17 protein-coding genes are annotated in these 24,169 nt (G+C 55.0%); 12 read left to right on the top strand and 5 right to left on the bottom strand.

The genetic code is table 11. The features are described from left to right. Nucleotides 1-3: 3 nt before the first annotated feature. Nucleotides 4-1,251, bottom strand: coding sequence for a Gfo/Idh/MocA family oxidoreductase (locus M9920_06775; protein ID MCO5051989.1), 1,248 nt, complete (start codon nucleotides 1,249-1,251; stop codon nucleotides 4-6). Between the two features lie 389 nt (nucleotides 1,252-1,640). On the opposite strand from M9920_06775, the gene M9920_06770 reads away from it, so the two are divergent. From M9920_06770 to metF, 5 genes are all read left to right on the top strand, one after another. Beyond that, nucleotides 1,641-3,356 carry a TolC family protein gene (locus tag M9920_06770; GenBank protein ID MCO5051988.1) on the top strand — a complete coding sequence of 572 codons (1,716 nt, stop codon included), beginning with the start codon at nucleotides 1,641-1,643 and terminating at the stop codon, nucleotides 3,354-3,356. Further along, nucleotides 3,340-5,286: an efflux RND transporter periplasmic adaptor subunit gene (locus M9920_06765; protein MCO5051987.1), complete on the top strand. Its 1,947-nt coding sequence runs from the start codon at nucleotides 3,340-3,342 to the stop codon at nucleotides 5,284-5,286. Before M9920_06770 ends, M9920_06765 begins: the two co-directional genes overlap by 17 nt. Before the next feature lie 5 nt (nucleotides 5,287-5,291). Further along, on the top strand, nucleotides 5,292-5,987 hold the full coding sequence (locus M9920_06760; GenBank protein MCO5051986.1) for an ABC transporter ATP-binding protein: 696 nt from the start codon (nucleotides 5,292-5,294) through the stop codon (nucleotides 5,985-5,987). Next, entirely contained in the window at nucleotides 5,974-7,305 is a 1,332-nt protein-coding gene (locus tag M9920_06755; GenBank protein ID MCO5051985.1) for an ABC transporter permease, read from the top strand. Before M9920_06760 ends, M9920_06755 begins: the two co-directional genes overlap by 14 nt. Nucleotides 7,306-7,747: 442 nt before the next feature. Beyond that, a complete protein-coding gene (metF, locus tag M9920_06750) occupies nucleotides 7,748-8,632 on the top strand; it encodes a methylenetetrahydrofolate reductase [NAD(P)H] (GenBank protein ID MCO5051984.1) in 885 nt (294 codons plus the stop codon). Between the two features lie 7 nt (nucleotides 8,633-8,639). Here the strand turns inward: metF and M9920_06745 are convergent, their stop codons facing one another. Both M9920_06745 and M9920_06740 read right to left on the bottom strand, forming a co-directional pair. After that, on the bottom strand, nucleotides 8,640-10,787 hold the full coding sequence (locus tag M9920_06745; protein MCO5051983.1) for a DEAD/DEAH box helicase family protein: 2,148 nt from the start codon (nucleotides 10,785-10,787) through the stop codon (nucleotides 8,640-8,642). Between the two features lie 27 nt (nucleotides 10,788-10,814). Continuing rightward, nucleotides 10,815-12,722 (bottom strand): tRNA uridine-5-carboxymethylaminomethyl(34) synthesis enzyme MnmG, encoded by a 1,908-nt coding sequence (locus M9920_06740; protein ID MCO5051982.1) that lies wholly within the window; start codon nucleotides 12,720-12,722, stop codon nucleotides 10,815-10,817. A gap of 462 nt (nucleotides 12,723-13,184) precedes the next feature. Here M9920_06740 and rimO point away from each other — a divergent pair, with 462 nt between their 5' ends. Continuing rightward, nucleotides 13,185-14,801 (top strand): 30S ribosomal protein S12 methylthiotransferase RimO, encoded by a 1,617-nt coding sequence (gene rimO, locus M9920_06735; protein ID MCO5051981.1) that lies wholly within the window; start codon nucleotides 13,185-13,187, stop codon nucleotides 14,799-14,801. Next, nucleotides 14,798-15,436 (top strand): CDP-diacylglycerol--glycerol-3-phosphate 3-phosphatidyltransferase, encoded by a 639-nt coding sequence (pgsA, locus tag M9920_06730; protein ID MCO5051980.1) that lies wholly within the window; start codon nucleotides 14,798-14,800, stop codon nucleotides 15,434-15,436. Before rimO ends, pgsA begins: the two co-directional genes overlap by 4 nt. 3 nt (nucleotides 15,437-15,439) lie before the next feature. Here the strand turns inward: pgsA and M9920_06725 are convergent, their stop codons facing one another. Then, nucleotides 15,440-15,946 (bottom strand): helix-turn-helix domain-containing protein, encoded by a 507-nt coding sequence (locus M9920_06725; GenBank protein ID MCO5051979.1) that lies wholly within the window; start codon nucleotides 15,944-15,946, stop codon nucleotides 15,440-15,442. Between the two features lie 91 nt (nucleotides 15,947-16,037). Here M9920_06725 and M9920_06720 point away from each other — a divergent pair, with 91 nt between their 5' ends. Both M9920_06720 and rny read left to right on the top strand, forming a co-directional pair. Beyond that, the gene (locus tag M9920_06720) at nucleotides 16,038-16,610 is read left to right on the top strand and encodes a 5-formyltetrahydrofolate cyclo-ligase (protein MCO5051978.1); all 573 of its coding nucleotides are present in this window, start codon (nucleotides 16,038-16,040) and stop codon (nucleotides 16,608-16,610) included. A gap of 17 nt (nucleotides 16,611-16,627) precedes the next feature. Next, nucleotides 16,628-18,157: a ribonuclease Y gene (gene rny / locus M9920_06715; GenBank protein ID MCO5051977.1), complete on the top strand. Its 1,530-nt coding sequence runs from the start codon at nucleotides 16,628-16,630 to the stop codon at nucleotides 18,155-18,157. A gap of 213 nt (nucleotides 18,158-18,370) precedes the next feature. On the opposite strand, the gene M9920_06710 is transcribed toward rny, so the two are convergent. Then, nucleotides 18,371-19,132 (bottom strand): hypothetical protein, encoded by a 762-nt coding sequence (locus tag M9920_06710; protein MCO5051976.1) that lies wholly within the window; start codon nucleotides 19,130-19,132, stop codon nucleotides 18,371-18,373. 136 nt (nucleotides 19,133-19,268) lie between these two features. On the opposite strand from M9920_06710, the gene zwf reads away from it, so the two are divergent. The 3 genes from zwf to M9920_06695 all read left to right on the top strand — a co-directional run bounded on the left by zwf (nucleotide 19,269) and on the right by M9920_06695 (nucleotide 24,130). Continuing rightward, complete coding sequence (gene zwf, locus M9920_06705; protein MCO5051975.1) at nucleotides 19,269-20,825, top strand: glucose-6-phosphate dehydrogenase; 1,557 nt, start codon at nucleotides 19,269-19,271, stop codon at nucleotides 20,823-20,825. A gap of 104 nt (nucleotides 20,826-20,929) precedes the next feature. Then, nucleotides 20,930-21,274, top strand: a complete 345-nt coding sequence (locus M9920_06700) for a YbjQ family protein (protein ID MCO5051974.1) — start codon at nucleotides 20,930-20,932, stop codon at nucleotides 21,272-21,274. Nucleotides 21,275-21,292: 18 nt separating this feature from the next. Beyond that, nucleotides 21,293-24,130 (top strand): MMPL family transporter, encoded by a 2,838-nt coding sequence (locus M9920_06695; protein ID MCO5051973.1) that lies wholly within the window; start codon nucleotides 21,293-21,295, stop codon nucleotides 24,128-24,130. Nucleotides 24,131-24,169 lie beyond the last annotated feature (39 nt).

Raw genomic sequence — 24,169 nt, 5'->3', positions numbered from 1 at the left:
GGCTCAGGCTTTCAAACCTTTAAGATCTGCCTCGAATTTTTCCTGCTTGCGCATCATGTCCTGCCAGGTGGCGTACGCACCCTTTTGATAGGCGGCCGTGCGACCCAGAATCGCGGTCAGGGTGCTGCGTACACTTTCCGCCACCGTCGGGTTGTCGTGTTCGCCTTTGCGAATCCGTTCGTGGAACGTGGCGATGTTGGCCTCCGCGCCGGTCTGGTAGAGATTCCCGACCTCGCCCGAACTGGAAAACTCCGTGGACTTGAACGTCACTTTGCCGAAGTAGTGCGTATCCACCGTGCCGGTCAATCCGTACACCCGGCACAGAATATCGTCGTAGGCGAATCCGTATTGGTGGGAGTTGAAGCTGGTGATGACACCATCAGGAAACTGAAATACCACCGCGTAATGATCCAGACAGGCCCCAACGAATTCCCGCACCCGACCACCGGTGCCGAAGGCGCTGATCGGATGAGCATTCAACATCCAGCACGCCACATCCAATGCATGAATGTTTTGCTCCACGATCACCTCGCCTGAATAAATCGGATCCACTCCCCACGCGCGGAGACGGACTTCGGGGTTATTGGGATTTGCGCGCAGCAACCGGTCCCGCTCCGTAAATGTTGGGCCACACTGATAGTTCGCCTCGACCAGCGCAATTTTCCCCAACTCACCTGCCTGCACTCGTTTGGCCGCGTCCTGATAGAGCTGGTTGGCGCGGGTCTGAAAATCCACGAGAAAGCAGAGTTTTTTTGCCGTCGCCTGACGGCCACAATCTTCAATGGTCAGGCAACCCGGCACATCCACCGCGACTGGCTTGGCCAGATAAACGTGCTTCCCCGCGGCCACTGCGGCTGCCGCCTGTTCGGGGTGGAAATACGGCGGACTTTCGATTACGACGGCATCCAGTTTTTGTTCCAACAGCCGGCGATAACCGGAAAGCCCGGTGAAACGCCGATTCGCTGGCAGTTGGAATTGTTCCCCGACGGCGTCCACCTGATCCTGAAAATAATCCGCTGCCGCTACCAATTGGTAGCCGCCGTGTTTTTGAAACAAGTTGGCAATCCATCGCCCGCGCCCGCCACAACCGATCAACCCGATGGCGATTTTATCGTTTGCTTCTGCGCCGCGGACTATTTGTGGTCGAACCACCGTGAACGCCAGCACGGATGCGCCGGTACCGGCAAGAAACGTGCGCCGACTGATGGCGGCAGCGGTTTGAGGGGATTGGGATTTTTTGCGTGTGCTCATGGCGTTGATATTCACCTGTGGCCGCCCGGAATTGCCAGACTTTTCCGTCAATCTTTTGTTGCCAACACGCCCAAGTTTGCTCGGGACGTTCCCAAAGGTGTGGGTGACACCGCACTCTTTGCCGTGGATGAGGCTTGATTGCCTTCAATTCATCACAAAAATTTACCTGCCGTCGTTGGGTTCGCTGATTTCCACGAATTTGTGCGTGACCTTTTTGATTTTGCGGGGTCGAATAATGGCGATTCCAAATTGCTAATGACGAGAATCGCGACGCAGATACGTGTGCCAGACGGCAGTGGCGGGGTTAAAATCCGCAGGACGAACGCTTCCGCTGAACACGGAAAATGAACGCCAGCGCAATTACTGGGTCGAAAATGCGATTCATAGACATGAACCGGACTTTTAGCGGCGGTAAATATATCAGCAGCCTCTTGGCGCTGTTATTGGCTGGCTGCACCAACGGTTATTACCGCCGCTCGGCGGATCGCGAAGCTTATCAAGTCATCGCGGACAAAACGCCATCAGTTCGCAACATGGACGGCCACTTCTCCATCACGCAGACGAATCAGATTTCGCTGGAAGCCTACCCAACGGTGGCCCACGCGGCGAATTATCTCGGTCCCGACAGTGCCCGCGAGCAAAACGCGCACATCCTTCGTCTGGAGGATGCGTTGGACCTTGCCGTGCATCACAGCCGAACTTATCAAAACCGCAAGGAACAGCTTTATCTGTCCGCGCTCGCCCTGACGCTCACACGGCATAATTTTGTCCCGATTTTTTCCGGCAACGGCAGCGCTACTTATGCCGTGCAAACCGCGCAGGCAACGGCCGTGGGTATTGATCCGATCACTGGAAATCCCACGGTCATCACCAGTGACAATCTGGTTGAAACCCATCACGTCAGCGGGTCCGGGATGGTGAATGCCAGTTGGCTGATTCGCGATTTGGGCCGCGTCACCACCGCTTTCACCGGGGATATTCTGCGCTACGTGACCGGCGATTCGCGCGTCACGTCGTCCTCTCAACTAAGCGCGACCTTTCTGCGTCCGTTGCTGCGTGACGCGGCGTTCAAGCAGGAACAGGAGGCGTTGATCCAAACCGAGCGCCAGGTGCTTTACGACATGCGGGACTTCGCGCAATTCCGAAAGGATTTCAGCGTGCAGATCGCCACGGCTTACTATGGGGTGCTGGGGAATCGCGATCAGGCGCGCAACAGTTTTCTCAATTTGGGCAGCTCCCGGAAGAATGCCGAGCGCACCCGGGCCATGGTGCAGGAAGGCCGCATCACCACCGCCGACCTGGGGCGTTACGAGCAGCAGGAACTGAGCGCCGAAAGTGTCTGGGTGAACGCCGTCCGCAATTACCAGCAATCGCTCGATAATTTCAAATTTCAGCTCGGCTTGAGCGTGGAAGCCAACATCGTTCTTGATGACCATGAGCTGGAAGCGTTGACCGTGCGTCATCCCGACCTCAGCGTGGAAGATTCCATTGCGGTCGCACTCGCGGGGCGGCTGGATTTCCTTAATTTCAAGGACGAATTTGACGATGCACAACGCAAGGTGGAGCTGGCGGAAAATATGTTGCGCCCCCGGCTCGATTTGACCGCCGCCGTCGCGGTGGACAGCAACCCCGGCAAGAATGGGCACTTCGAGTTTCCCGAGTGGGACCGGTATCGCTGGAACGCCGGTCTGCAATTGGACCCGGGTTTGGATCGCAAGGCGGAGCGCAACTCTTATCGCGGCGCCTTGATCAACCGGGAGCGCGCGTCGCGCGCGGTGGCGCAACAGGAGGATCAAATCAAACTCCAGGTGCGCGAAAGTTGGCGCACACTGGATCAGGCCAAGCGCAGTTTCGAGATCAGCGAGATCGGCGTGAAGCTCGCCGAGCGGCGCGTCGAGGAGCAGGATTTATTGGCGGAAGTGGGTCGTGCCAAGGCGCAGGATCAGGTGGACGCACAAAATGCGCTGATTGATTCCAAGAACGAGCGCACGCGGGCGTTGGTCACGCATACCATCGCCCGACTGCAGTTCTGGAACAACATGGGTATTTTGTACATCAAGGACAACGGACAATGGGAGGAGAACCCAAATGAAAAAATTGAATGAAATCTGGCGTGCGGTTCATCCCGCGCGCCATCGTTGGTTATGGGGGCTGCTGGTGGCGCTGCTCGTGGGGCTGTTTTGGTGGAGCCACGGCAACCAGACGAGTCACAACGCCCCGACTTTTACCGCGCGGCGCGGGCCGCTGGATATCACGGTGCTGGAAGGCGGCAGCTTGCAAGCTTTGGAATTTCAAGAACTCAAGTGCGAGGTGCGGGTGGGCTATCAAGGCACAAAAATTCTGAAGATCGTGGATGAAGGTTATCTGGTCACGGAAGCCGATGTGAAAAATGGAAAAGTGTTGTGTGAACTGGATTCCTCCGATTTGCAGAAACAAATTGTTCAGCAAGAAATTCAGTATCAATCCGCCGCCGCCAGTCTGACCGATGCCGAACAAAATTACGAGATCCAGATCAGCCAGAATCAGAGCGACGTGAAAGCGGCGGAACAAAAGGCGCGCTTCGCCCGGATGGATTTTGACAAATTCCTGGGCGACCGGGTAACCGAGCAAATCATCACAGAGTTGGGACTGGATCACTATTTGGAGCAAATCAGCACCAACGACTTGACCACAACCAAGGTCGCAGAACCAGCCGTGCCGCCAGACGCGCCAGCCATATCAATGACTCCCGGCGAGCCACGCAAGGCCGCGCCCCAAGTGATGCCGGCGGCGGGCGGATTACCGGTGGCGTTGACGCCGGAAATTGCCGCGCCATTGGCTGCGACTCGAAATCCGCCGTCGTCCGAGCCAACCGAAGAACCGATCGAGTCCCCAATGATAAAGCTGCCGCGGATTGATTTTATGAAGTATGCCGACATCGAAATTCTCGGTGACGGCGAGGCCAAACAAAAACTCCGGCAATTGGAAGATGACTTGCGGGTGGCGCAAAAAGAAGGCGGCCAGGCCAGCACCACTTTGGAAGGCACGCGGCGGTTGTTCGCCAAGGGCTTCGTGCCGCAGACCGAGGTGACGCGTGACGAAATTTCCTTTGAAAGCGCGCGGTTGAAAGTGCAGAGCGCGGAGACGGCCCAAGCGCTTTATCTAAAGTACGAATTTGTGAAATCCGCGGAGCAGTCCATGTCCGCGTTTGCGGAAGCCGCCCGGGAGCTGGACAAGGCGCGACGGGTGGCCATTTCCAAACTGGCCCAGGCCCGGGCGAAATTGAACTCGGCCAAGGGCCAGTATGACGTCCAATCGCGGCAGCGCCACGATCTCCAGGAACAACTTGAAAAATGCACGATGCGCGCGGAACGCCAGGGGTTGGTGGTGTACGGAAGTGGTCGCGATCAGGAGGTTTTTTATGGCAATCAGGAGCCGATTCGTGAAGGTGCCACCGTGCGCGAGCGGCAGGCCATCATCACCATCCCGGATCTCACCCGTATGGCGGTCAACGTAAAAATCCACGAGAGCTACATCAAAAAAATCAAGAAGGGGTTGAAAGCCAAAATCACCGTGGACGCGTTTCCAGATGAAGTTCTGACCGGCGAAGTGACCAAAGTGGCGGTGTTACCGGATTCGCAAAACCGATGGATGAACCCCGATCTGAAAGTGTATTTGACCACCGTCGAAATTGACGGCTCGCACGATTGGGTCAAACCGGGGATGAGCGCCAAGGTGGAGATTTTTGTCAACCACCTCGCCGACGTCGTTTATGTGCCGGTGCAAGCCATCATTCCGGATAACGGCAAGCAAGTGTGTTATGTCGCCGGCGCGTTCAAACCGGAGCGGCGCGAGGTCGAGATCGGCGACTTCAATGACGAGTTCATCGAAATTAAAAAAGGTTTGGCGCTTGGCGAAAAAGTATTGCTCAGTCCGCCGGAAGGGCAACTGACCACGCCTGGTGCGATCGGGCCGCAACCGCCTGACGCTCCCGCAAGTGAGCCGGGCGCGGCGGACCGGGCTGCGGAAGTTCCAGTCAAACCCACCAAAGCCTGATCCGCATGGACCAGCCCGATCAGCCCATCGTGCGATTTGAAAACGTCTGCAAGACCTACCAGATGGGCCCGGTCACCGTCCCCGCGTTGCGCGACATCAATTTCCAAATCAACGCCGGCGAATATCTCAGCATCATGGGGCCGTCGGGTTGCGGCAAATCCACGTTGTTGAACCTGCTGGGCTGTCTCGATCGCCCGACTGCGGGACGCTATCTACTTGGCGATGCCGACGTGTCGCAGATGAACGACGACGATCTGTCTTCAATTCGTGGCGCGCGACTGGGGTTCGTCTTCCAGTCCTACAATTTGATTCAACAGCTCACCGTGGTTGAAAACATTGAAATCCCACTGTATTACCAAGGACTTTCTGAAAGTGAGAGCCGCGTCAAAGCTCGGGCGTTTGCCGCGCGCGTGGGTTTGGAACATCGGCTGGAGCACAAGCCCTTTGAGCTTTCCGGCGGGCAACAACAGCGCGTCGCCATCGCGCGGGCGCTGGTTAATGATCCATTGGTGATTCTGGCTGATGAACCCACCGGCAATCTCGATTCGACTTCGGGAACGGAGATTTTGAAATTGTTCGACGAGCTTAATGCCGCCGGAAAGACGCTGATTCTGGTCACGCATGACACCAGCGTGGGGCAGCGTTCCCGGCGCGCGCTCCGCCTGCGAGATGGAGAAATTGAAAGTGATGTCCGCCAATAATTCCAGTACCGCTCGCCCGGTTTTCGCCGGACTGACCGCCGAGCATTTGCGCCGCAGCGTGCGACTGGGGTTCAAGAGCCTTTGGCTGCATCGGTTGCGTTCGCTGTTGACGGTATTGGGTATTGTTTTCGGCGTGTGCTCCGTCATCGCCATGCTCGCGATCGGTGAGGGGGCGAGTTTCAACGCGCAGGAGCAGATCAAAAGCCTGGGTAGTCAGAATATTATTCTGCGCAGCATCAAGCCGCCCGAGGAACAAAAAGTCTCCGACAAGGCATCGCAAAGTTATGTGCTGCAATACGGACTGACCTACACCGACGCCAAACAAATCCGCGCCACGATTCCCGGCGTCATGGTGGTGTTGCCGGAGCGCAACATCCGCGATTACGTCTGGAACACCAGTCGGAGAGTAGATTGCGAAATCGTGGGCACCGTTCCGTGGTATCCACAAATGCGCAACCAGCAGGTATCCGTCGGGCGATTTTTCAATGATCTCGACATGGACCGCCAGGCCAGTGTTTGCGTGCTGGGGGCGGGTCTGGTGCGCGCGCTGTTCCCTCTGGAATCACCGCTGGGCCGGCATGTGCGCGTTGGTGGCGATTACTACCAGGTGATCGGAATCATGTCGCCGGTGACCACTCCCACCGAGGCTTCCGGCGGCGAGGCGACCGAAAAACTGGCCAACCATCGGATGTTTATCCCATTGGAAACGGCCCGGATGCGTTACGGCGAAATCCTCGCCCGGCGGCGCAGCGGCAGCTTTGAGGCGGAACGGGTGCAACTGCACGAAGTGACGGTAAAAGTTGAGGCGCTGGACCGCGTGCGCCCCGTCGCCGAAGCGATCAAGCAGGTGTTGAAGCACAATCATCGCAAGAAAGATTACGACGTGGTGGTGCCATTGGAATTGTTGAAGCGCGCCGAAGAAACCAAGCGCATCTTCAATATCGTGCTTGGTTCGATTGCCGCGATTTCACTGCTGGTCGGCGGCATTGGCATCATGAACATCATGCTGGCCAGTGTCACTGAGCGCACCCGTGAAATTGGCATTCGTCGCGCCTTGGGCGCGCGCCGTCGGGACATTGTACTCCAGTTTTTGATTGAAACCGTTTTGCTGGCCGGGGTGGGCGGCGTCATCGGCGTTCTGCTCGGCATTACGATTCCGTTCATCGTCAGCCACGTCGCCGGCATGAAAACGATCATCACCTTCTGGTCGCCGCTGGTCGCCTTTACGATTTCCGCGTTCGTCGGAGTCATTTTCGGAATTTATCCCGCCCGCCGCGCCGCGCAGATGGACCCGGTCGAGGCGTTGCGTCACGAGTGAACTTTCGCCCGCAGTCAGGGAACAAAACCATCCGGATAAATTATTCCCCTGCCGAACCTTCCCTTGCCTTTTATTTTCCCGGTTCGGGCAAGAGAATGTTCGGCAAAGGAATCGCTGGAGAACGGATTTTGCAAAACCATGACAACTGCGGCTTGCCGTCGGCTTAGGCTGTCGGTAATGAAGTTCAGGCGTTTCCATTCGCGGTCGGATTAAATTATGGCTCCGGGCTTTTACTACATCATCGCCTTGCTGCTGGTGGGTACGCGCGAACCAAACCGGAACGCTTGAACCCGGCTTGCCCGTTCGTGGTTTTCCGCGAGGGCGCGGAAAACTGCGCCCGGGGCGGGCGCGTTCCCCAAACAAAGCTTGCGCGCTCTGGCTGGACGGCTCGGCATTTCCCCGGACTTGGTTTTCGGTGGTGCTTCAGGCATAGTGCGCGGCCATGCAGTTGATTCGCGACATTTACGACGCCAAACGCCAAGTTGGCAAACCAGTGATTTCGCTGGAATTTTTTCCGCCAAAAACGGTCGAGGGCGATGTTGCGTTATTTGAGAAGCACGTTCCGGCGTTGGCCGCGCTAAAACCGGATTTTTGTTCCGTGACCTACGGTGCGGGTGGCAGCACGCGCGATAAGACGTTGCAAATCGTGGCCCGCCTGCAACGTGAACATCAATTGACCACGCTGGCGCATCTGACGTGCGTGAATCATACCCGCGAACAACTGGAGGAGTTGCTCCAGAAAATTCGTAACGCCGACTGTAAAAATATTCTGGCGTTACGCGGTGATCCTCCGGGCGGCGGTGAGTTCAAGGCCACACCGGGCGGCTTCGAGTTTTCTTCCGAGTTGATCACCTTCATCCGCTCGCAGGGTGGCTTCAGCATCGGCTGCGCGGGTTTTCCGGAAGGGCATGTGGCTTGCAAGGCCGGTAAACACACGGACTGGAAGCATCTAAAAGCGAAGGTTGATGCCGGCGCGGATTTTGTGATCACCCAGTTGTTCTTCGATAACCATGATTATTTTGAGTTTCGCGATCATTTGACGCGGCTTGGCGTCACCGTGCCATTGATTCCGGGAATGATCTCGATTGTGAGCGCTTCGGGGATTCGCCGGTTTGCGCAGACTTGTGGCGCGAAGATTCCCGCCGCGCTGGCAACCAGACTGGATGCGTTGGGCGATAGTGACGCCGCTGCCGCAGAATTCGGCATTGAGTATTGCACCAAACAGTGTGAGGAATTGCTGCGGGCAGGAGTTCCTGGATTGCACTTTTACACGTTGAATAAAGCCGCAGCCACGTTGCAGGTGATGCGGAATCTGGGATTGGCTTGACCTCTGATTATACGATTTCCATCGGGCACTCCGGCAAGGCATCCAGAAAGGCTTGACCGTATTTTTTGCCAAGGACCCGGTTATCGAGGACGACGACAATCCCCGTGTCGGTTTTGGTTCGGATCAAACGTCCGAAACCCTGGCGAAATTTCAGGATCGCTTCCGGCAGGGAAAATTCACTGAACGAATTACCGCCGCGCGCTTCAATCGCTTCAATGCGCGCTTCAATCAAGGGATGGTCGGGCACGGCAAACGGAAGTCGCGTAATGATGACATTACTCAACGCCACGCCGGGCACGTCCACGCCTTGCCAGAAACTGTCCGTGCCGAACAAGACGGAATCCACGTCGTCCTTGAATTTTTCCAACATGGTCGAGCGCGGCATGCCGGTCCCCTGCACGAAAAGCGCGATCCCCAATTCATCGAAGAAGGATTGCATGCGCTCGCCCAGGGTTTGCATCAGCTTAAAATTGGTGAACAAGACAAACGCCTTGCCGTGCGTCTGGCGGATGAAGTGTTTGATCCAATGTTCCAACGCTTCTGAAAATCCGGCTTCACGGGGATCGGGAATTTTTCGTACAACAAACAGTTTGATTTGCCGCTGATAATCAAACGGCGCACCTAGCTGCATCTGAACGGCGGATTCCGCGCCAACACGCCGGGTGAAATAACTCAAATCAGCGCGGCAACTATCTGGTTGAGAATGAGTTGCGCCACCGTGACGAGCCGAGTTTCCGGTGCGCTTCGATTCGGAATTGGTTTTGTTGGTTGTGGCCAAGGTCGCGCTGGTCAGAATAACGCTCGTGTTGCTCTCGAATAGTCGGCGGCGCAGGTACGGAGCGATGTCAATGGGAGCAGCATTGAGACAGAGATTTCGCTGCGCTTTCCCCGAGCGCTCGACCCAATAAACCTGATCGTCGGCGTGGTGATTCAGAAACTCTGAGAGTTCCAATTTAATTTCACCGAGGCGACGGTTGCACTCGATCAGCTCTTGCCCGATTTCCTTGTCCTCGCTCATTTTGACGAGGTCGCTGACGGACTCACGCAAGCGCTGGATTGGCAACGTCAGGTTGTCATCCACCAATTCTGTTTTCCGGATCCGCAGCTCAGTCCATCCGCGCGATGCTCCGGATTTCGTGGTCGGGCCTCGTCGAGGGCTTTGGTGCAGCTTTTCACAGGCGGCCTCGACATGCTCAAAGAAACGGTCTGCGGCGTTGAGTGTCTCATCCACGAGTTCGACGGCTTTACCTTGTCGCAAGGTGGCCAGCAGGCCTTTTCCTGTTTTGGGATTCCACAAACGATTAAGTGACCAACGGATTTGCCCGCTTGAAACGCTCAATCCAATATGCTTCGAGGCGACGTGCCCGATCGTGTGCGCCTCGTCAAAGATCACAAAGTCGTTCTTAAACAAAATACCTTCATCGTTTTCCTCATCAATACCACCAAGCAGCGTGAAAAAAAGCGTGTGGTTTAGAATCAAAACGTCGGAGGATAGAATGCGACTGCGAGCCTTTTGAAAAAAACACAGCTCGTGGTCCTTGGCAAAATCGGATTGGTAACCGCAAATTTTTGGCGAACAAAGGCCGCGCTCCGAACAAACTTGAGCCCACACTTTTGGATCCGGCTCGATCTTGAAGTCCGATAAACTGCCGTCGTCCGTTTCCTTCGACCACTCATAGATGCGCTGCAATTCTTGAGCTTCCGATGAGGTGAACAGATTTTTACTTTGCTGGATCGCTTTTTGAAGTCGGCGCGTACAAAGGTAATTTGCACGGCCTTTGAGCATGGTGTAAGTGAAATGAACCGGGTTCGGCAGTAAATCAAGTACTGCCGCGATCATTGGCAAGTCCTTGTCAATAAGCTGCTCCTGCAAATTGATTGTGTGGGTGGAGATAATGGCTTTTTTCTTATGGCCGACGGCAAAAAGTATTGCGGGAATGAGGTAGGCCAGCGATTTACCGACACCAGTTCCGGCTTCCACTGCTAGATGCTCGCAAGCATTCAAAGCCTTGGCGACCGCTATCGCCATCTGCTGTTGCTCGGGGCGATATTCAAAATTGCTGGCCTTGGCTAGCACGCCCGTCTCGGAAAATATCTGCTTAGTCAGCGAAACAAGCTCATTACTTGATTGAGGATCATCAAGGGTAGAAATCATTACTTCATTTGGTTTGCTGTATAGGCATCAATCACAATTTACTTTAGCCGTCGCTTCACCGCGTTTGAGCCAGATGGCTATCAGGCCGAGGTCAGTGGATGTCACTCCAGGAACGCGTGCGGCTTGACCAACCGATAGTGGGCGCACTTTCTGCAGGTTTTGTCGAGCCTCATTGCTTAAGCCTAGAACAGATTCATAATTAAATCCGCCTGGAATTTGCTTGCTTTCGACGTTTCTAAGTTTTTGTACCTCTAGATTTTGCCTTTCGATATAACCTTCGTACTTAATTTCGACTTCGACCGCGTCTATGGCTTCTTTTGGCAATGAGTCGTTACGATCTGGTAAACTGTGATACGTGATCTCCGGTCGTCGAAGCAACTGAGCCAGCGTTAGTGATCCCGAGCGATTTGTTCGCAGCCGGTGAAGTTCGTCGCTAATTAGTTCACGTTTTCGCAGAAACATTTCATAATTTTTTCGGGGCAGTAAACCAATTTCGTACCCCGTGTCGCACAGTCGAAGGTCGGCATTATCTTGTCTGAGTAACAGGCGATATTCAGCCCTCGAAGTAAAAACGCGATACGGCTCCTTGACCTCTACGTTAATCAAGTCATCAATCATGACCCCGATATAGGCCTCATTTCGCTTAAAGATGATTGACGATTTGTTTGCACACCGTCTTGCTGCATTTACACCGGCTATCAATCCTTGGGCTGCGGCTTCCTCATATCCGGAAGTGCCGTTAATTTGGCCAGCTAGAAAGAGATTCTCGCAAACTTTACTTTCTAACGATGGAAAAATCTGGTCGGGCGGAGTGAAGTCGTATTCTACTGCGTAAGCCGGACGTAGTATTTCTGCATTTTCAAGACCAATGACTGATCTGACTAGCTGGATCTGAACTTCGTATGGTAGCGAAGTAGAAAGCCCGTTTAGGTAAAACTCATCCGTCTCTATCCCTTCCGGTTCAAGAAATATGTGGTGCGTTTCCTTATCCGAAAATTTAACAATTTTATCTTCAATAGATGGGCAATACCTAGGACCTACCCCTTCAATTTGCCCGCAATACATCGGAGACAAGTGTAGATTCTTTTTAAGAATCTCCTTGGTTTTGCTTGTTGTTTGCGTCAGATGGCAGCTTAATTGACAGCCATTTCTTTGAAGAATTGAGCCTATTGGAAACTCACTATTAGTTCTAGCCTCTTTTGAATTATGCGCGCCTTGTTCCACATGGAACAATTCATAAGGCCAAAAACTAAATAACGGAATCGGAGTATCTCCTAGTTGCTCTTCAGTGACGCCGAAATCAATAAACCGACGGAGAATTCTTGGTGGTGTGCCAGTTTTCAGGCGCTTTAGCTTGAGACCTATTCCGCGTAATGATTCAGATATTCCTACAGACGCCAATTCTCCTGAGCGCCCTCCGCTATGCTGGCTTTTCCCAATATGGATCAAGCCATGCAAAAATGTACCCGTAGTAATGATAATCGTCCTACCGCGATATCTTGTCTGGTTCGCAGTCGTGATACCTACAACCTTTCCGTCTTTAATCTCTATGGACGTTACCTGTTCCTGTTTTAAGTCGAGATTTGGTTGTCTCTCACAGATCCATTTCATCCTCAATTGATAAGCCTTTTTATCACATTGTGCTCGAGTTGCCCAAATTGCCGGCCCTTTACTTTTATTTAAGGTTCTAAACTGAATTCCGGTGAGATCAGTAGTCCTTCCCATTTCGCCGCCGAGAGCATCTATTTCACGGACTAAATGGCTTTTTGCTGATCCGCCAATAGATGGATTGCAAGACATTTGGCCGATCGTATCAACATTCGATGTAAGCAATAATACCTGTGCCCCGATCCTCGAAGCCGCAAGCGAAGCTTCAATTCCAGCGTGTCCAGCACCGACGACAATTACATCATACGCTTTTTGGTAATCGAACATGAAAGTATTATGAGGATGACTGCTCTTAAATTGTGAAAGATGGTTGTGATTTTAAATTACGTTCCTTAAGCTATTCACGTTCACATATTAACAAAAATCATGCTTTAGTATTTGTCTTGATCCCATTGTTCAAGCCAACTTCTGAATTTAATCATAAAAAGTACTAATACGTTGCGCTTGATGAGTTCACTGATCTTGATTGGCTTTGCCAACTTCAAATTGTTACACACATCAACCAATTACCGATACCTTCATCTTAAGCCCATCAAGTATCAAAATGGTGTTTTGGCGATTACTCGACATTCCGACAATACGCTAAACGCGTGATCGTCGCCAAGATTGCCACTCAGAATTTTTTGACATACGCTTCCTAAAGTGACGGAGACGATAAAACCTGCCAACCCACTCAAAGTCGGACTGATTTCACTCGGTTGCGCAAAAAATCTGGTGGATGCCGAGATTATGCTTGGCGCACTCCTCAAAGATGGCGTTGAAGTCACTAACGATCCGGTACAGGCCGACGTGGTGATCGTCAATACTTGTTCCTTCATTGATTCTGCGCAGGAGGAGAGTGTGGATGCCATTCTCGAATCCGCCGAGGTGCGCGAAGCCGGCAATCGCCAGCAAGGACTGATCGTGTCCGGGTGTCTTTCACAGCGGTTCCGCAATGAATTGCCCGAACTATTCCCGGAAGTTGACGTGTTCATGGGTATTGACCAAGTCACCCAAGTTACACAAATCGTCCGGCAGGCGCATCAACATCGGAAAGAAAAGATCAATGGATTGCGCCCAGCGAGCCGGGTTCGAAAATCCAAGATTACTGCGCAACTGGCGAAATTTGAAAATCAGTCGGAGCAGGCTCGACATGGCGATGAACCTGCCATCCGCGGCACTGACCAATTTGGCCATACGAAAACGGTCGTCGGACTGAATAAAACCAAACAATACTTCACGTCGGCGGCCGCGCCCATCTTGGAGGTCACGGCCCGCCCAACCTACATTCCGGATTACGCGACCCCCCGCTTCCGTTTGACGCCCCGGCACTTTGCTTATGTGAAAATCGCCGAGGGCTGCAACCATCCCTGCAGCTTTTGTTTGATTCCACGGATGCGTGGTTCGCATCGCAGTCGTTCACAAAGTGATATTGTGGCGGAAGCCCGGGCGCTTTTGGCCAGCGGCGTAAAAGAGCTGAATTTGATTTCGCAAGACTCGACCTACTACGGTCTGGATCTGCGTCCAAACCATAGTCGCGCCATCTCATCGCCGGAAAAATTCAGTTCCGTGGCAAAAACACTTCCTGCGAACGCCACCACAATTTGCACATTGCTTCGCGAACTCAACGCCCTGCCTGGTGATTTCTGGATTCGCTTGCTTTACACCCATCCCGCGCACTGGACCGACGAGTTGATCCAGACCATTCGTGAATGTCCCAAAGTGGCTCGTTACGTGGATATTCCACTACAGCACATTCACGACAACATGCTGGAACGTATGCGGCGTGAAACTTCCAAACAGTTTATCATGGATCTGCTCCAACGCATCCGTGCGGGCATTCCCGGCATCGCGTTGCGCACAACTTTTATCGTTGGCTTTCCCGGTGAAACCAAAGCTTACTTTGATGAACTGGTGCAGTTTATCACTGAAACCAAATTTGAGCGGCTGGGCGTCTTTGCGTATTCCCAACAAACTGGAACGCGCGCCGGGGCGATGGCGGGGCAGATTCCAACCCGGCTCAAACAACAGCGCCGCAAACTCGCCATGGCGGCACAACACAAAATTGCCCGAGAAGTTTCAGAAGCATTTGTCGGCCGCACCCTCAAGGTGTTGATTGAAAGCAAAGCCAGCGCAAAACAACTGGCGACAGCCAACGTCAGCTCATGGGAGCACGGCTTGATTCGTGAGCACGATACCAGCGGCGTAAAATTATCAACGGGCGAATTCCTGGTGGCGCGCGGAGAAGCGGACGCTCCGGACATTGACGGACGCGTTTATATTCGCGGTGAACTCCCAATTGGCGAATTCGCTTCAGTAAAAATCGTCGGCCACACCGATTACGATCTCATCGCGCAACCCGCATGAACCTGCCGAATAAATTAACCATCTCGCGGTTCGTGCTCACGGGCGCGTTTTTGTGGGCGATGCTTTCGCGTTCGGCATTGAACGACACCTTGGCACTGATTTTCTTTTGCATTGCCAGCCTCACCGATTTTCTTGATGGCCGCATTGCCCGCGCCCGCAACTTAATCACCAACTTCGGGGTGCTGATGGACCCGTTGGCCGATAAAATTTTAACCTGCTCCGCGTTCATCGCGTTGGCCGAGCGACATGCTTACAGCCTGGTGCATGGCGATCTGCCCGCCGTATTCACCATCGGTAATCATCCCATTTACGCCAAGGTTGAGGCTTGGATGGTCATCATCATTGTCGCGCGGGAATTGGGGATTACCGGATTACGATTATTGGCGGCATCCAAGAATGTCGTGCTGGCGGCTGAGGGTTATGGCAAACACAAAACGATTTCGCAAATCGCCGCGATTATCGCCCTGCTGGTGATGGATGCCTACGGTGAATGGTGGCCCTGGTTGCACAACTTATTCAGTCCGTGGACTCCGTTCTTTGCGTTGGCCGTGCTCTGGTTGACCGTGCTGCTGACGGCAACCTCAGGCATCCTTTATCTCTGGCGGAACCGGCAGCTTTACTTGAACGATATGTGAGCCTCAGCGTCGCGCGGGAGCGCGATCGGGCAGCGGCAAGGTTTGTCCGGAATTCTGCGGCGCTGTTTGCACGCGCGCCGGCGGCACCACCGGTTGCGTTGCCGGCTTGCGTTGTTGGCGCAACACAAAGATGACCACCATCACAGCAACGACAATTCCCACGCCCACCAACAGTTCGCGCCGGTGCAGATTCAATTTCGAGAGTTGGAGCGTGAGGAAATTGACGACGCTTTTATCAGTATCCGATAACGACGGCGGCTCGGCGAATTTTTCGGTGCGACTCAACTCCACCTCCAGCGCCTTGATCACCGCCGGCACCTCCAGTTTCAATAGAGTCGCGTAAGTCCGGGTAAAACCGCGGATATAAACCGGCGCGACGAAGACATCAAAGTTGCCTTCTTCGAGCGCGCGAATATGATCGGTGCGGATTTTGGTTATTTCCGCCACCTCGTTGATCGAAAGATTCCGAGCTTCGCGCGCGGTGCGTAATTGTTCAGCAACCGTTGACATCACGATATTTCTAGCGGTTTTTGCCGCAACTTGGCAATGCAGGAAAGACCCGGGCCGACCTTGAAAATAATATCCGCCGCACCGCGCGAGCATGAGGAACGATCTACTACAAGCAAAAGCGACCCTACGGGAACAGATGCGCACCCGGCAGTTCGGACCGTCGGCCTCCAGCCAATGGCCGGACGCATGGTGCGATCCGCTCAAGCGAGCTGACGTGTGGCAACGCGCGCAAGCCGTGTTGTTTTTTGCTCCGTTACCCGACGAGCCGAATATCTGGCCGTTATTGGATTTGGCGCTTGCTGAAAAAAAGGTCTGCGCCTTGCCGGGTTACGCTTCCCAGCTGCAGGGTTATCTGGCGCGGCGCGTTGTTGATCCCGCGTCCGATTTGGTCATTGGAAAATTCGGCATTCGGGAATGTGCCGTCCATTGTCCAGAAATTCCGCTGAACCATCTGGACTTGCTCTTGGTGCCTGGAGTAGCTTTTGACGCGCAAGGCCACCGGCTGGGTCGTGGCAAAGGTTTTTACGATCGGCTGTTGGCACGCGCGCGAGGCATAAAATGCGGCGTGGCCTTCGATGAGCAGATTGTTCCCGCCGTCCCAGTTGGACCTCACGACGTTGGATTGGATTGCATCTTAACGCCGACGCGCTGGATTAAGACCTGAGCCGCGTCGGTTCTGAAATGAGCTTGGTCTGGAATATATTGGCAGTACTGGCCGGCGGCGCCGCGGGCGCGGCTTTGAGCGCGATGATTCTTATCTCCAGGAATCGTCAACGGCTGGCCCAACACCAGCGTGAAGCGGTGGCCGCATTGGAAAAGGAGCGCGCGACGGCGCGACAGGAAATCGTTCAAATCCAGACGCAAACCAATCAGGACGCCGTTACGCGGCGCCAGGAACTGGATCAGCGCGAGAAATATCTGGCCGAACGCGAATCTCTGCTCAACACCCAGTTGAATCGAGTGCTTCAATCCGAGGAGCAGGCCAAACAACAGCGGGAGCTCTTGGACCAGAAGCAAGCTCAGTTGGAGCAGAGCCAGGCCGGGCTGCGGCAGCTTACGGAACAGCGGCGCCAGCAATTGGAAAAACTTTCCGGCGTCAGCGGTGAAGCCGCCCGGGCTCAATTTCTCAAGGAGGTGGAGCAAGAATCCCTGGCCGATGCGGCCAATATTTCCCGGCACATTTTGGAAGACGCCAAGGCTCACGCCGAGGAAAAGGCGCGGAAAATCATCATCACGGCCGTCCAACGCTATGCGGGGAATCAGGCCATTGAATGTTCCTCGGCCACCATCATCCTGCAAAGCTCAGACATTAAGGGCCGCATCATCGGGCGTGAAGGTCGAAACATTCGCGCTTTTGAAAACGCCACTGGCGTCACCGTGTTGATTGATGACGAGGCGGGAGCGGTGACGTTGTCCGCGTTTGATCCGGTGCGCCGTGAAATCGCGCGTGAGGCGATGGCGCGATTGATCCAAGACGGACGCATTCATCCCACCCGCATTGAGGAAGTCGTGCAAGAGGTCAAGTCGGAGATGGAGGATACCATTATCCGCAAGGGCGAAGAAGCGGCGGCGCGGGCCGGGGTCACTTTGCTGAACCCCGAACTGACCAAGTACCTTGGCAAACTTTTCTTCCGGCAAAGCTACGCGCAAAATCAACTTGATCATTCCGTCGAGGTTGCGCAGTTGGCCGGCCTGATGGCGGCGGAGTTGGGTCTGGACGCGCCGACCGCTCGCCGCGCGGGGTTGCTGCACGATATTGGCAAGGCGTTGACGCATGAAGTCGAAGGACCGCATGCCATCGTGGGCGCTGATCTGATCCAACGCTATGGTGAAAGTCCCGTCATTGTGAACTGCGTCGCTTCGCACCATAACGACATTGCTCCGATTGGTCCGTGGGGACTGTTGGTCAGTGCGGCGGATGCAATCAGCGCTTCCCGCCCGGGAGCGCGATCAGAAAGTCTGACCACTTACCTCAAGCGGATCGAAGAACTGGAGCAGATCGGTCTCGGCTTTTCCGGCGTTGAAAAATGTTTTGCGCTACAGGCGGGACGAGAGTTGCGGGTGTTCGTGCAGCCGCAGAATATCAGTGACGAACAAGCTTTCAGTCTGGCGCGGCGCATTGCTGGAAAAATTGAAGCCGAACTGCAATATCCGGGACAGATTCGGGTCACCGTCATCCGGGAAGTCCGGTGCATTGAAGTTGCCAAATGATTTTGCCACCCTGAATGGCGCAGCGCCAAGCCGATAAACCGCTTCAACGTCCTTCCATCATTCCGCTGGGCAATCCGTTTTCCCATCCCTGCGGCGCATTCCATGGTCGAACGGACGAGTTGTCTGGATCAACTGTTCTGCAACCCGTAAGGGGCAGCATCAAGGCGAGCAAAAGCAGGATGCTCGCGCCGCAGTAAGAAATTTTCCGAACCTTCACGACTCTGGGTTGGCGGGAATCACCTGATCGCCTTCCGCAACATCCGCCAATTTCCACCCCGGCAACAGGTTCGCAATCGCCCGATCTTTCTGCACTTCCCGAATGATCACCTTGGCGACCAGGCGGCCGCCCCGACTGACCAACAATTCACCATCTAGTTTGGCACCTTCAGCCTCACCGACATCGAGTACGACAAATTCCCACTTCGGATCGGCCACCAGCACCTTGCCGCGCATATCGGCTTTCATGCGCACTACATGATCAGGATCAATCAGCTTGGCCAGCCTTTCCTGGGTCTTATCCAACTCGCTCTGGATAATTCTCTTCTCCGTCAACGAAACTTCGTATTCCAGGCGGGCTTCCTGCAATTGTTTGCCCAACGCCAGCACTTGCGGTGGCGTAAAACCGGTGGCTTCGTAGGAGGCGAGCTTCGCGCTGGCATCGTCGCGCTCACGGATGGTCTGCGCCAGCTTTTCGGTCAACTCACTGGATTTCTTGGTCAGGACATCAACTTCGGCCACGGCGGCGGTGCGTTCCTGTTCTGACTTGACTAACGCATCCTTGGTGGTGCCCAGTTCCTTTTCCGTTTTGGCCAGCGTGCCCTTGGTTTCCGTCAATTCGGCATCGGTCTGGACGAACCGGTGGTTCCAGTCGTTACGCTCGGCCACCACGCCGTCAATTTTTTCTTTGACCTTAACGAAACCCAAGCCACCCGCCGCCAGTCCGGCGATGATGGCCACGATCAGACTAATCCGCATCAGCATATAAATCCGTTTGTTTCGACTATCTTGAGAAGATTAAACAAGTAAGAGCGAAACTGTCAATTGCCGGTTTATTAAAGTTATGCACCTCTGGAATTGTCTTTGAATCGCGCATCTCTCATGCTTGGAGGCTGTGAATAGTGTCGAATTGGAGAATCCCGCCGCCAACCGTCTGGACAGTCAACGCAAAGTGGTGGACCCGTGTTCCATCGTGATTTTTGGGGCGAGCGGTGACTTGACCGCCCGCAAGCTTGTCCCCGCGTTTTACCATCTGTTTAAAGAACACCAACTGTCAGCGGCCTTCCGGATCGTCGGTTTTGCGCGCCGGGACAAGACCGATGCCTCCTTCCGAGCTGAATTGAGGGAAGCGCTCGACGTATTTTCCCGCACGAAACCGGTGGATGATGAGGTTTGGGCGGCGTTCGCCGAACATATTTTCTATTGCCGGGGTGATTTGACGGATCGGGAAGCCTATCGGAAGCTCGAACGGCAACTGGCTTCCTTCAATCCCGCCGAGTTGCGGAATAATCTCCTCTTTTACCTCGCCATTTCGCCCAGCCAATTCGGTGAAGCGGTGGAAAATCTGCATCAGACCGGCATGCTCAAACCCCCCGGTCCCGGCGGCTGGCAACGTATTGTCGTGGAAAAACCCTTCGGCCACGACCTGGCTTCAGCCCACGCATTGAACAATGAATTGACCCGTTACGCGCACGAGGCGCAGGTTTTTCGCATTGATCACTATCTTGGTAAGGAAACGGTGCAAAACATTTTGATGTTCCGCTTTTCCAACTCCATTTTTGAACGCCTCTGGAGTCGTGATTCCGTTGATCACGTCCAAATTACCGTCAGTGAGCAACACGCCGTCGGCACGCGCGGCGGTTACTACGAGGAAGCGGGAGCCATGCGCGACATGCTGCAAAACCACATGCTCCAGGTATTATCGCTCGTGGCCATGGAGCCCCCCGTTTCGCTGGAAGCCGAGGCCATTCGCGACGAGAAGGTCAAGCTGCTCAAATCCATTCGCCCGTTCACGCCGGAAAGCGTCGCGCGCCAGGTGGTGCGCGGACAATACTTTGCGGGAGTGATCGAAGGAAAACCCCAGGTGGGCTATCGGCAGGAAGCCAAAGTCAAACCGGATTCCAACGTGGAAACCTACGTGGCCGCCAAATTGTTCATTGATAATTGGCGCTGGAGCGGCGTGCCATTTTATCTGCGCACCGGCAAATGCCTGCCGCTGGGAGCGAGCGAAGTGCGGGTGCAATTTCGTCCCACGCCCAACGTGCTGTTTTCCGCCGCCAGTAACGGGATGCTCGATCCAAACTCGCTGACGCTGCGGCTGCAACCAAACGAAGGCATCACGCTGCGGTTCAACGGGAAAATTCCTGGACCTCGCGTCGGCGCGCGCCCCGTGCGGATGCACTTCAGCTACGATTCGGAATTCGGCGCGTACACGCCGGAAGCCTACGAACGGCTGCTCTTGGAAGCCATCGTTGGCGATGCAACGCTGTTTATTCGCCGCGACGAAGTGGAAGCCGCCTGGCAAATTGTGGATTCCATCCGGCAGACCTGGGATGGCAAACCACTGTCGAACCGCGAGTTTTACGCCGCCGGCACCTGGGGACCAATTGCCGCGGAAGAACTGCTGGCGCAGGCCGGTCACGTCTGGCGTGATCCACAACCCATCAAATAGTCACGCCCGGACGTTCGGCGCGCGAACCGGCAAGCTGTTCAGCCGTTCGGAATTATAAAAGATTCTTTCGCTGCGAGCGCAACTCGTGTTGAATCAGGATGGCTATGAACCAAACCCATCCATTGACGACGACGGCCTTCGACCTGCCCGGCTTTCGCACGGCGAAATCGCTGGGCGTCGTGCGCGGGGTCGTGGTGCGTTCGCGCTCGGTGATCGGTAATTTCGGCGCGAGCATCCAGACGTTGTTTGGCGGCAACATCACGATTTACACCGACTTGTGCGAGCGGACGCGTGAAGAGGCGTTCAACATCATGTTGGCGCACGCCGGGGCGTTGGGCGCCAACGCCGTGATCGGGGTGCGTTATGACGCCACCGAAATCGGATCGGGCATTACCGAGGTCATTTGCTATGGAACGGCGGTGGTGGTGGAAGCGGGCGTCCCCATGTAACCATTGCGCCGCGTTGGCATGAATCCTTCCGCTCCCGAGACGTTGTTCGCCCGGTTTTTGACGGGGTGGGCACGGCGGGTGATTCAGCGGCCCCGCTGGTTTGTCATTCCCCAGTTGGGATTGTTCGTCGCCTGCATCTTTTACACCGCCACGCATCTGCAGTTTGACACCAACCGCAGCACGTTGGTTGGCGCGAACAAACGCTACCATCACAATTTTCTCCAATACAAAAAAGACTTCGCCGTGCGGGACGATCTGGCGGTGATCGTCGAAAGCGATAATCCCGAAAAAAACCGGCAATTCGTCGAACGCCTGGGCGCCAAGGTTGAAGCGGCCACCATCGCCCTTCCGATCAGTCCCGGCGCGCTGGAAACCCGCGCCACCAACCTGTACACGCGGATTTTCTACAAGGGCGATCTGAAACTGCTCGGCAACAAGGCGCTGCTGTTCGTTGCCGAGGACAAGTTGGTGGGGCTACAGGAAACCATCGAGGAATACCGTCCGCTCATTCAGCCGTTCACGCAGACCTCCAATCTGGTTTCGCTTATCAACCTGATCAATCGGCGGTTTGCCAACGCCAAGCCGGAAGCCAGTGCGGAGAACGATGCCTTGGTCAAGGCGCTGCCGGCGCTGGAACGAATCATCGCGCAAGCCACCGCCTCATTACAGCGCGGCGGCGTACCGCCTTCTCCGGGCGTGTTTGCGTTGTTCGACGCCAGCCCGGAGGCGGAACAGAGCATCTATCTCACCTATGCGGACGGACAGATTTACCTGCTGACGGCCCAACCACTGACGGAGGATTTGAACCACGAAGCCATTCAGCGTCTGCGCGAGTTGATCGCTGAAACCAAACTGGAAGTCCCCGGAGTCAACGTCGGTCTCACGGGTGAATCGGTGCTCGAACTGGATGAGTTGCGGCAATCACAACAAGACACCACGGTGGCCAGCATCATCTCGCTCATTGTCTGCGCGTTGATTTTTATTTACGGCTATCACCAAACCGGGCGGCCACTGAAAGCCACCGCGTGTTTGATCGTGGGCATCGGTTACACCCTGGGTTTCACTACGCTGGTCATTGGCCACTTGAACATTCTCACCATCACGTTCGTGCCCATTCTTATTGGCCTGGCGATTGATTTTGGCGTGCATCTGGTTACGCGATACGAGGAGGAACTGCGGCACGGCAAATCACCGGAAGCGGCGATCACGTTGGCGTTGGTCTTTACCGGACAAGGCATTTTCACCGGCGCTTTCACCACGGCGGGCGCGTTTCTGGCCATGGCATTCACGGATTTTCGCGGCATTCAGGAAATGGGCATCATCTGCGGCGGCGGTCTGTTGGTGTGTTTGATTCCGATGACCACGCTGTTGCCGGTGTGGTTGTTGCGGGGGCGGCAGAATGTGATTGATCACGCTCATGCCAATCAACCGGAGCGGCGCGCACATCTGGAACGGTTTTGGTTGCAGCGGCCCCTGGGCACGATCGTCGTGATCGGTTGTCTTTCCGTGGCTGGTTTGACTCAGGTGCCGAAAGTCTTTTTTGATTACAACCTGCTTCACATGCAGAGCGCGGGTTTGCCCGCGGTGGAATTTCAGGAAAAATTGCTGCACGCGACTTCCAAGCCCACGGGCTCGACAACCAACACCAACGAGTCGGGACGTTCGGTGTTGTTCGCGGTCATGGTCACCGATTCCCTTACCAACGCGGTGGCCTTGCAACATCGCGTGGAGCAACTGGGCTCCGTGGCACGCGTGGAATCCATTGCTCCGCTGTTGGCTGATGAAGCCACGCGAAAACTTCAGCTCATCGGCGAAATCAAAGCCGCAGTGCAGTCGCTCAATTTTCAGGCGACCGATCCGAATCCGGCGCAACTGGCGGATCTGAGTCGCAGCCTGTTCGCCTTGGGCGGGTTCGCAAAATTGGCGGTCCAACAAATCAACGATCCCCACTCGGAAACCAGTCAGCAGTTGACCTCACTCGGTCGGGCGATTGAAAGACTGCGGGTCGAGATGCTGCGCGGTTCATCCGAAGACCAGACCCAGGCCGCCCTCAAGCTCGGAAATTATCAGCGCGCTCTGTTTGACGATCTGCGCGACACCTTCGACGCCCTGAAGCAGCAGGATAACCGTGGCCGCCTGCGCATTGCCGATTTGCCGGAAACCATTCGCGACCGTTTCGTCAGCGTCAACGGCCGGAAATTTCTGCTGCAGGTCTATCCTCAGAAAGATGTCTGGCAGCACGACAATCAAAAGCAATTTGTCGAAGACCTGCGCACGCTCGACCCGGACGTTACGGGCACCCCGGTGCAATTGCTGGAATACATCACTTTGTTGAAGGAGAGTTACGAACACGCCGCGCTTTATTCGCTGGGCGCCATCGCGCTGCTCATCCTGATTCATTTCCGCAGTATCGGTTCGGTGATTCTGGCGTTGCTGCCGGTGGCGATCGGCAGTCTTTGGTTGGCCGGAGTGATGGGCGGTTTCCACCTTTCGTTGAATCCCGCCAACATCATGCTGCTGCCATTGGTGTTGGGAATTGGCGTGACGAACGGCATCCACATCCTGAATCGCTTTGCCGAGGAGCACACGCCCAGCATTCTTGGCAAGAGCACTGGCAAGGCGGTCCTGGTATCGGGACTGACCACGATTGCCGGTTTCGGCAGTTTGATGGTCGCCCAACATCGCGGCATCGCCAGTCTGGGCCTGGTCATGGCCATCGGTGTGGCGGCTTGCATGATTGTGGCATTGACCTTTCTGCCCGCCGTATTAACCCTGTTACTCCGACGAACCACGGACAAGAATCAACCCAGTGGCGACAATGCACAATCACCACTGGGTCGAGAGGAACCGAGATGAAAGAATCAACTCTACGCCGACCTTGCCAGCGCAGGAAAA

It is taken from the genome of Verrucomicrobiia bacterium (assembly GCA_023953615.1).
Lineage (GTDB): Bacteria > Verrucomicrobiota > Verrucomicrobiia > Limisphaerales > JADLHS01 > JADLHS01.
Note: the sequence above shows the minus strand (reverse complement) of the source record. Positions and strands in the feature narration are given on the sequence as shown.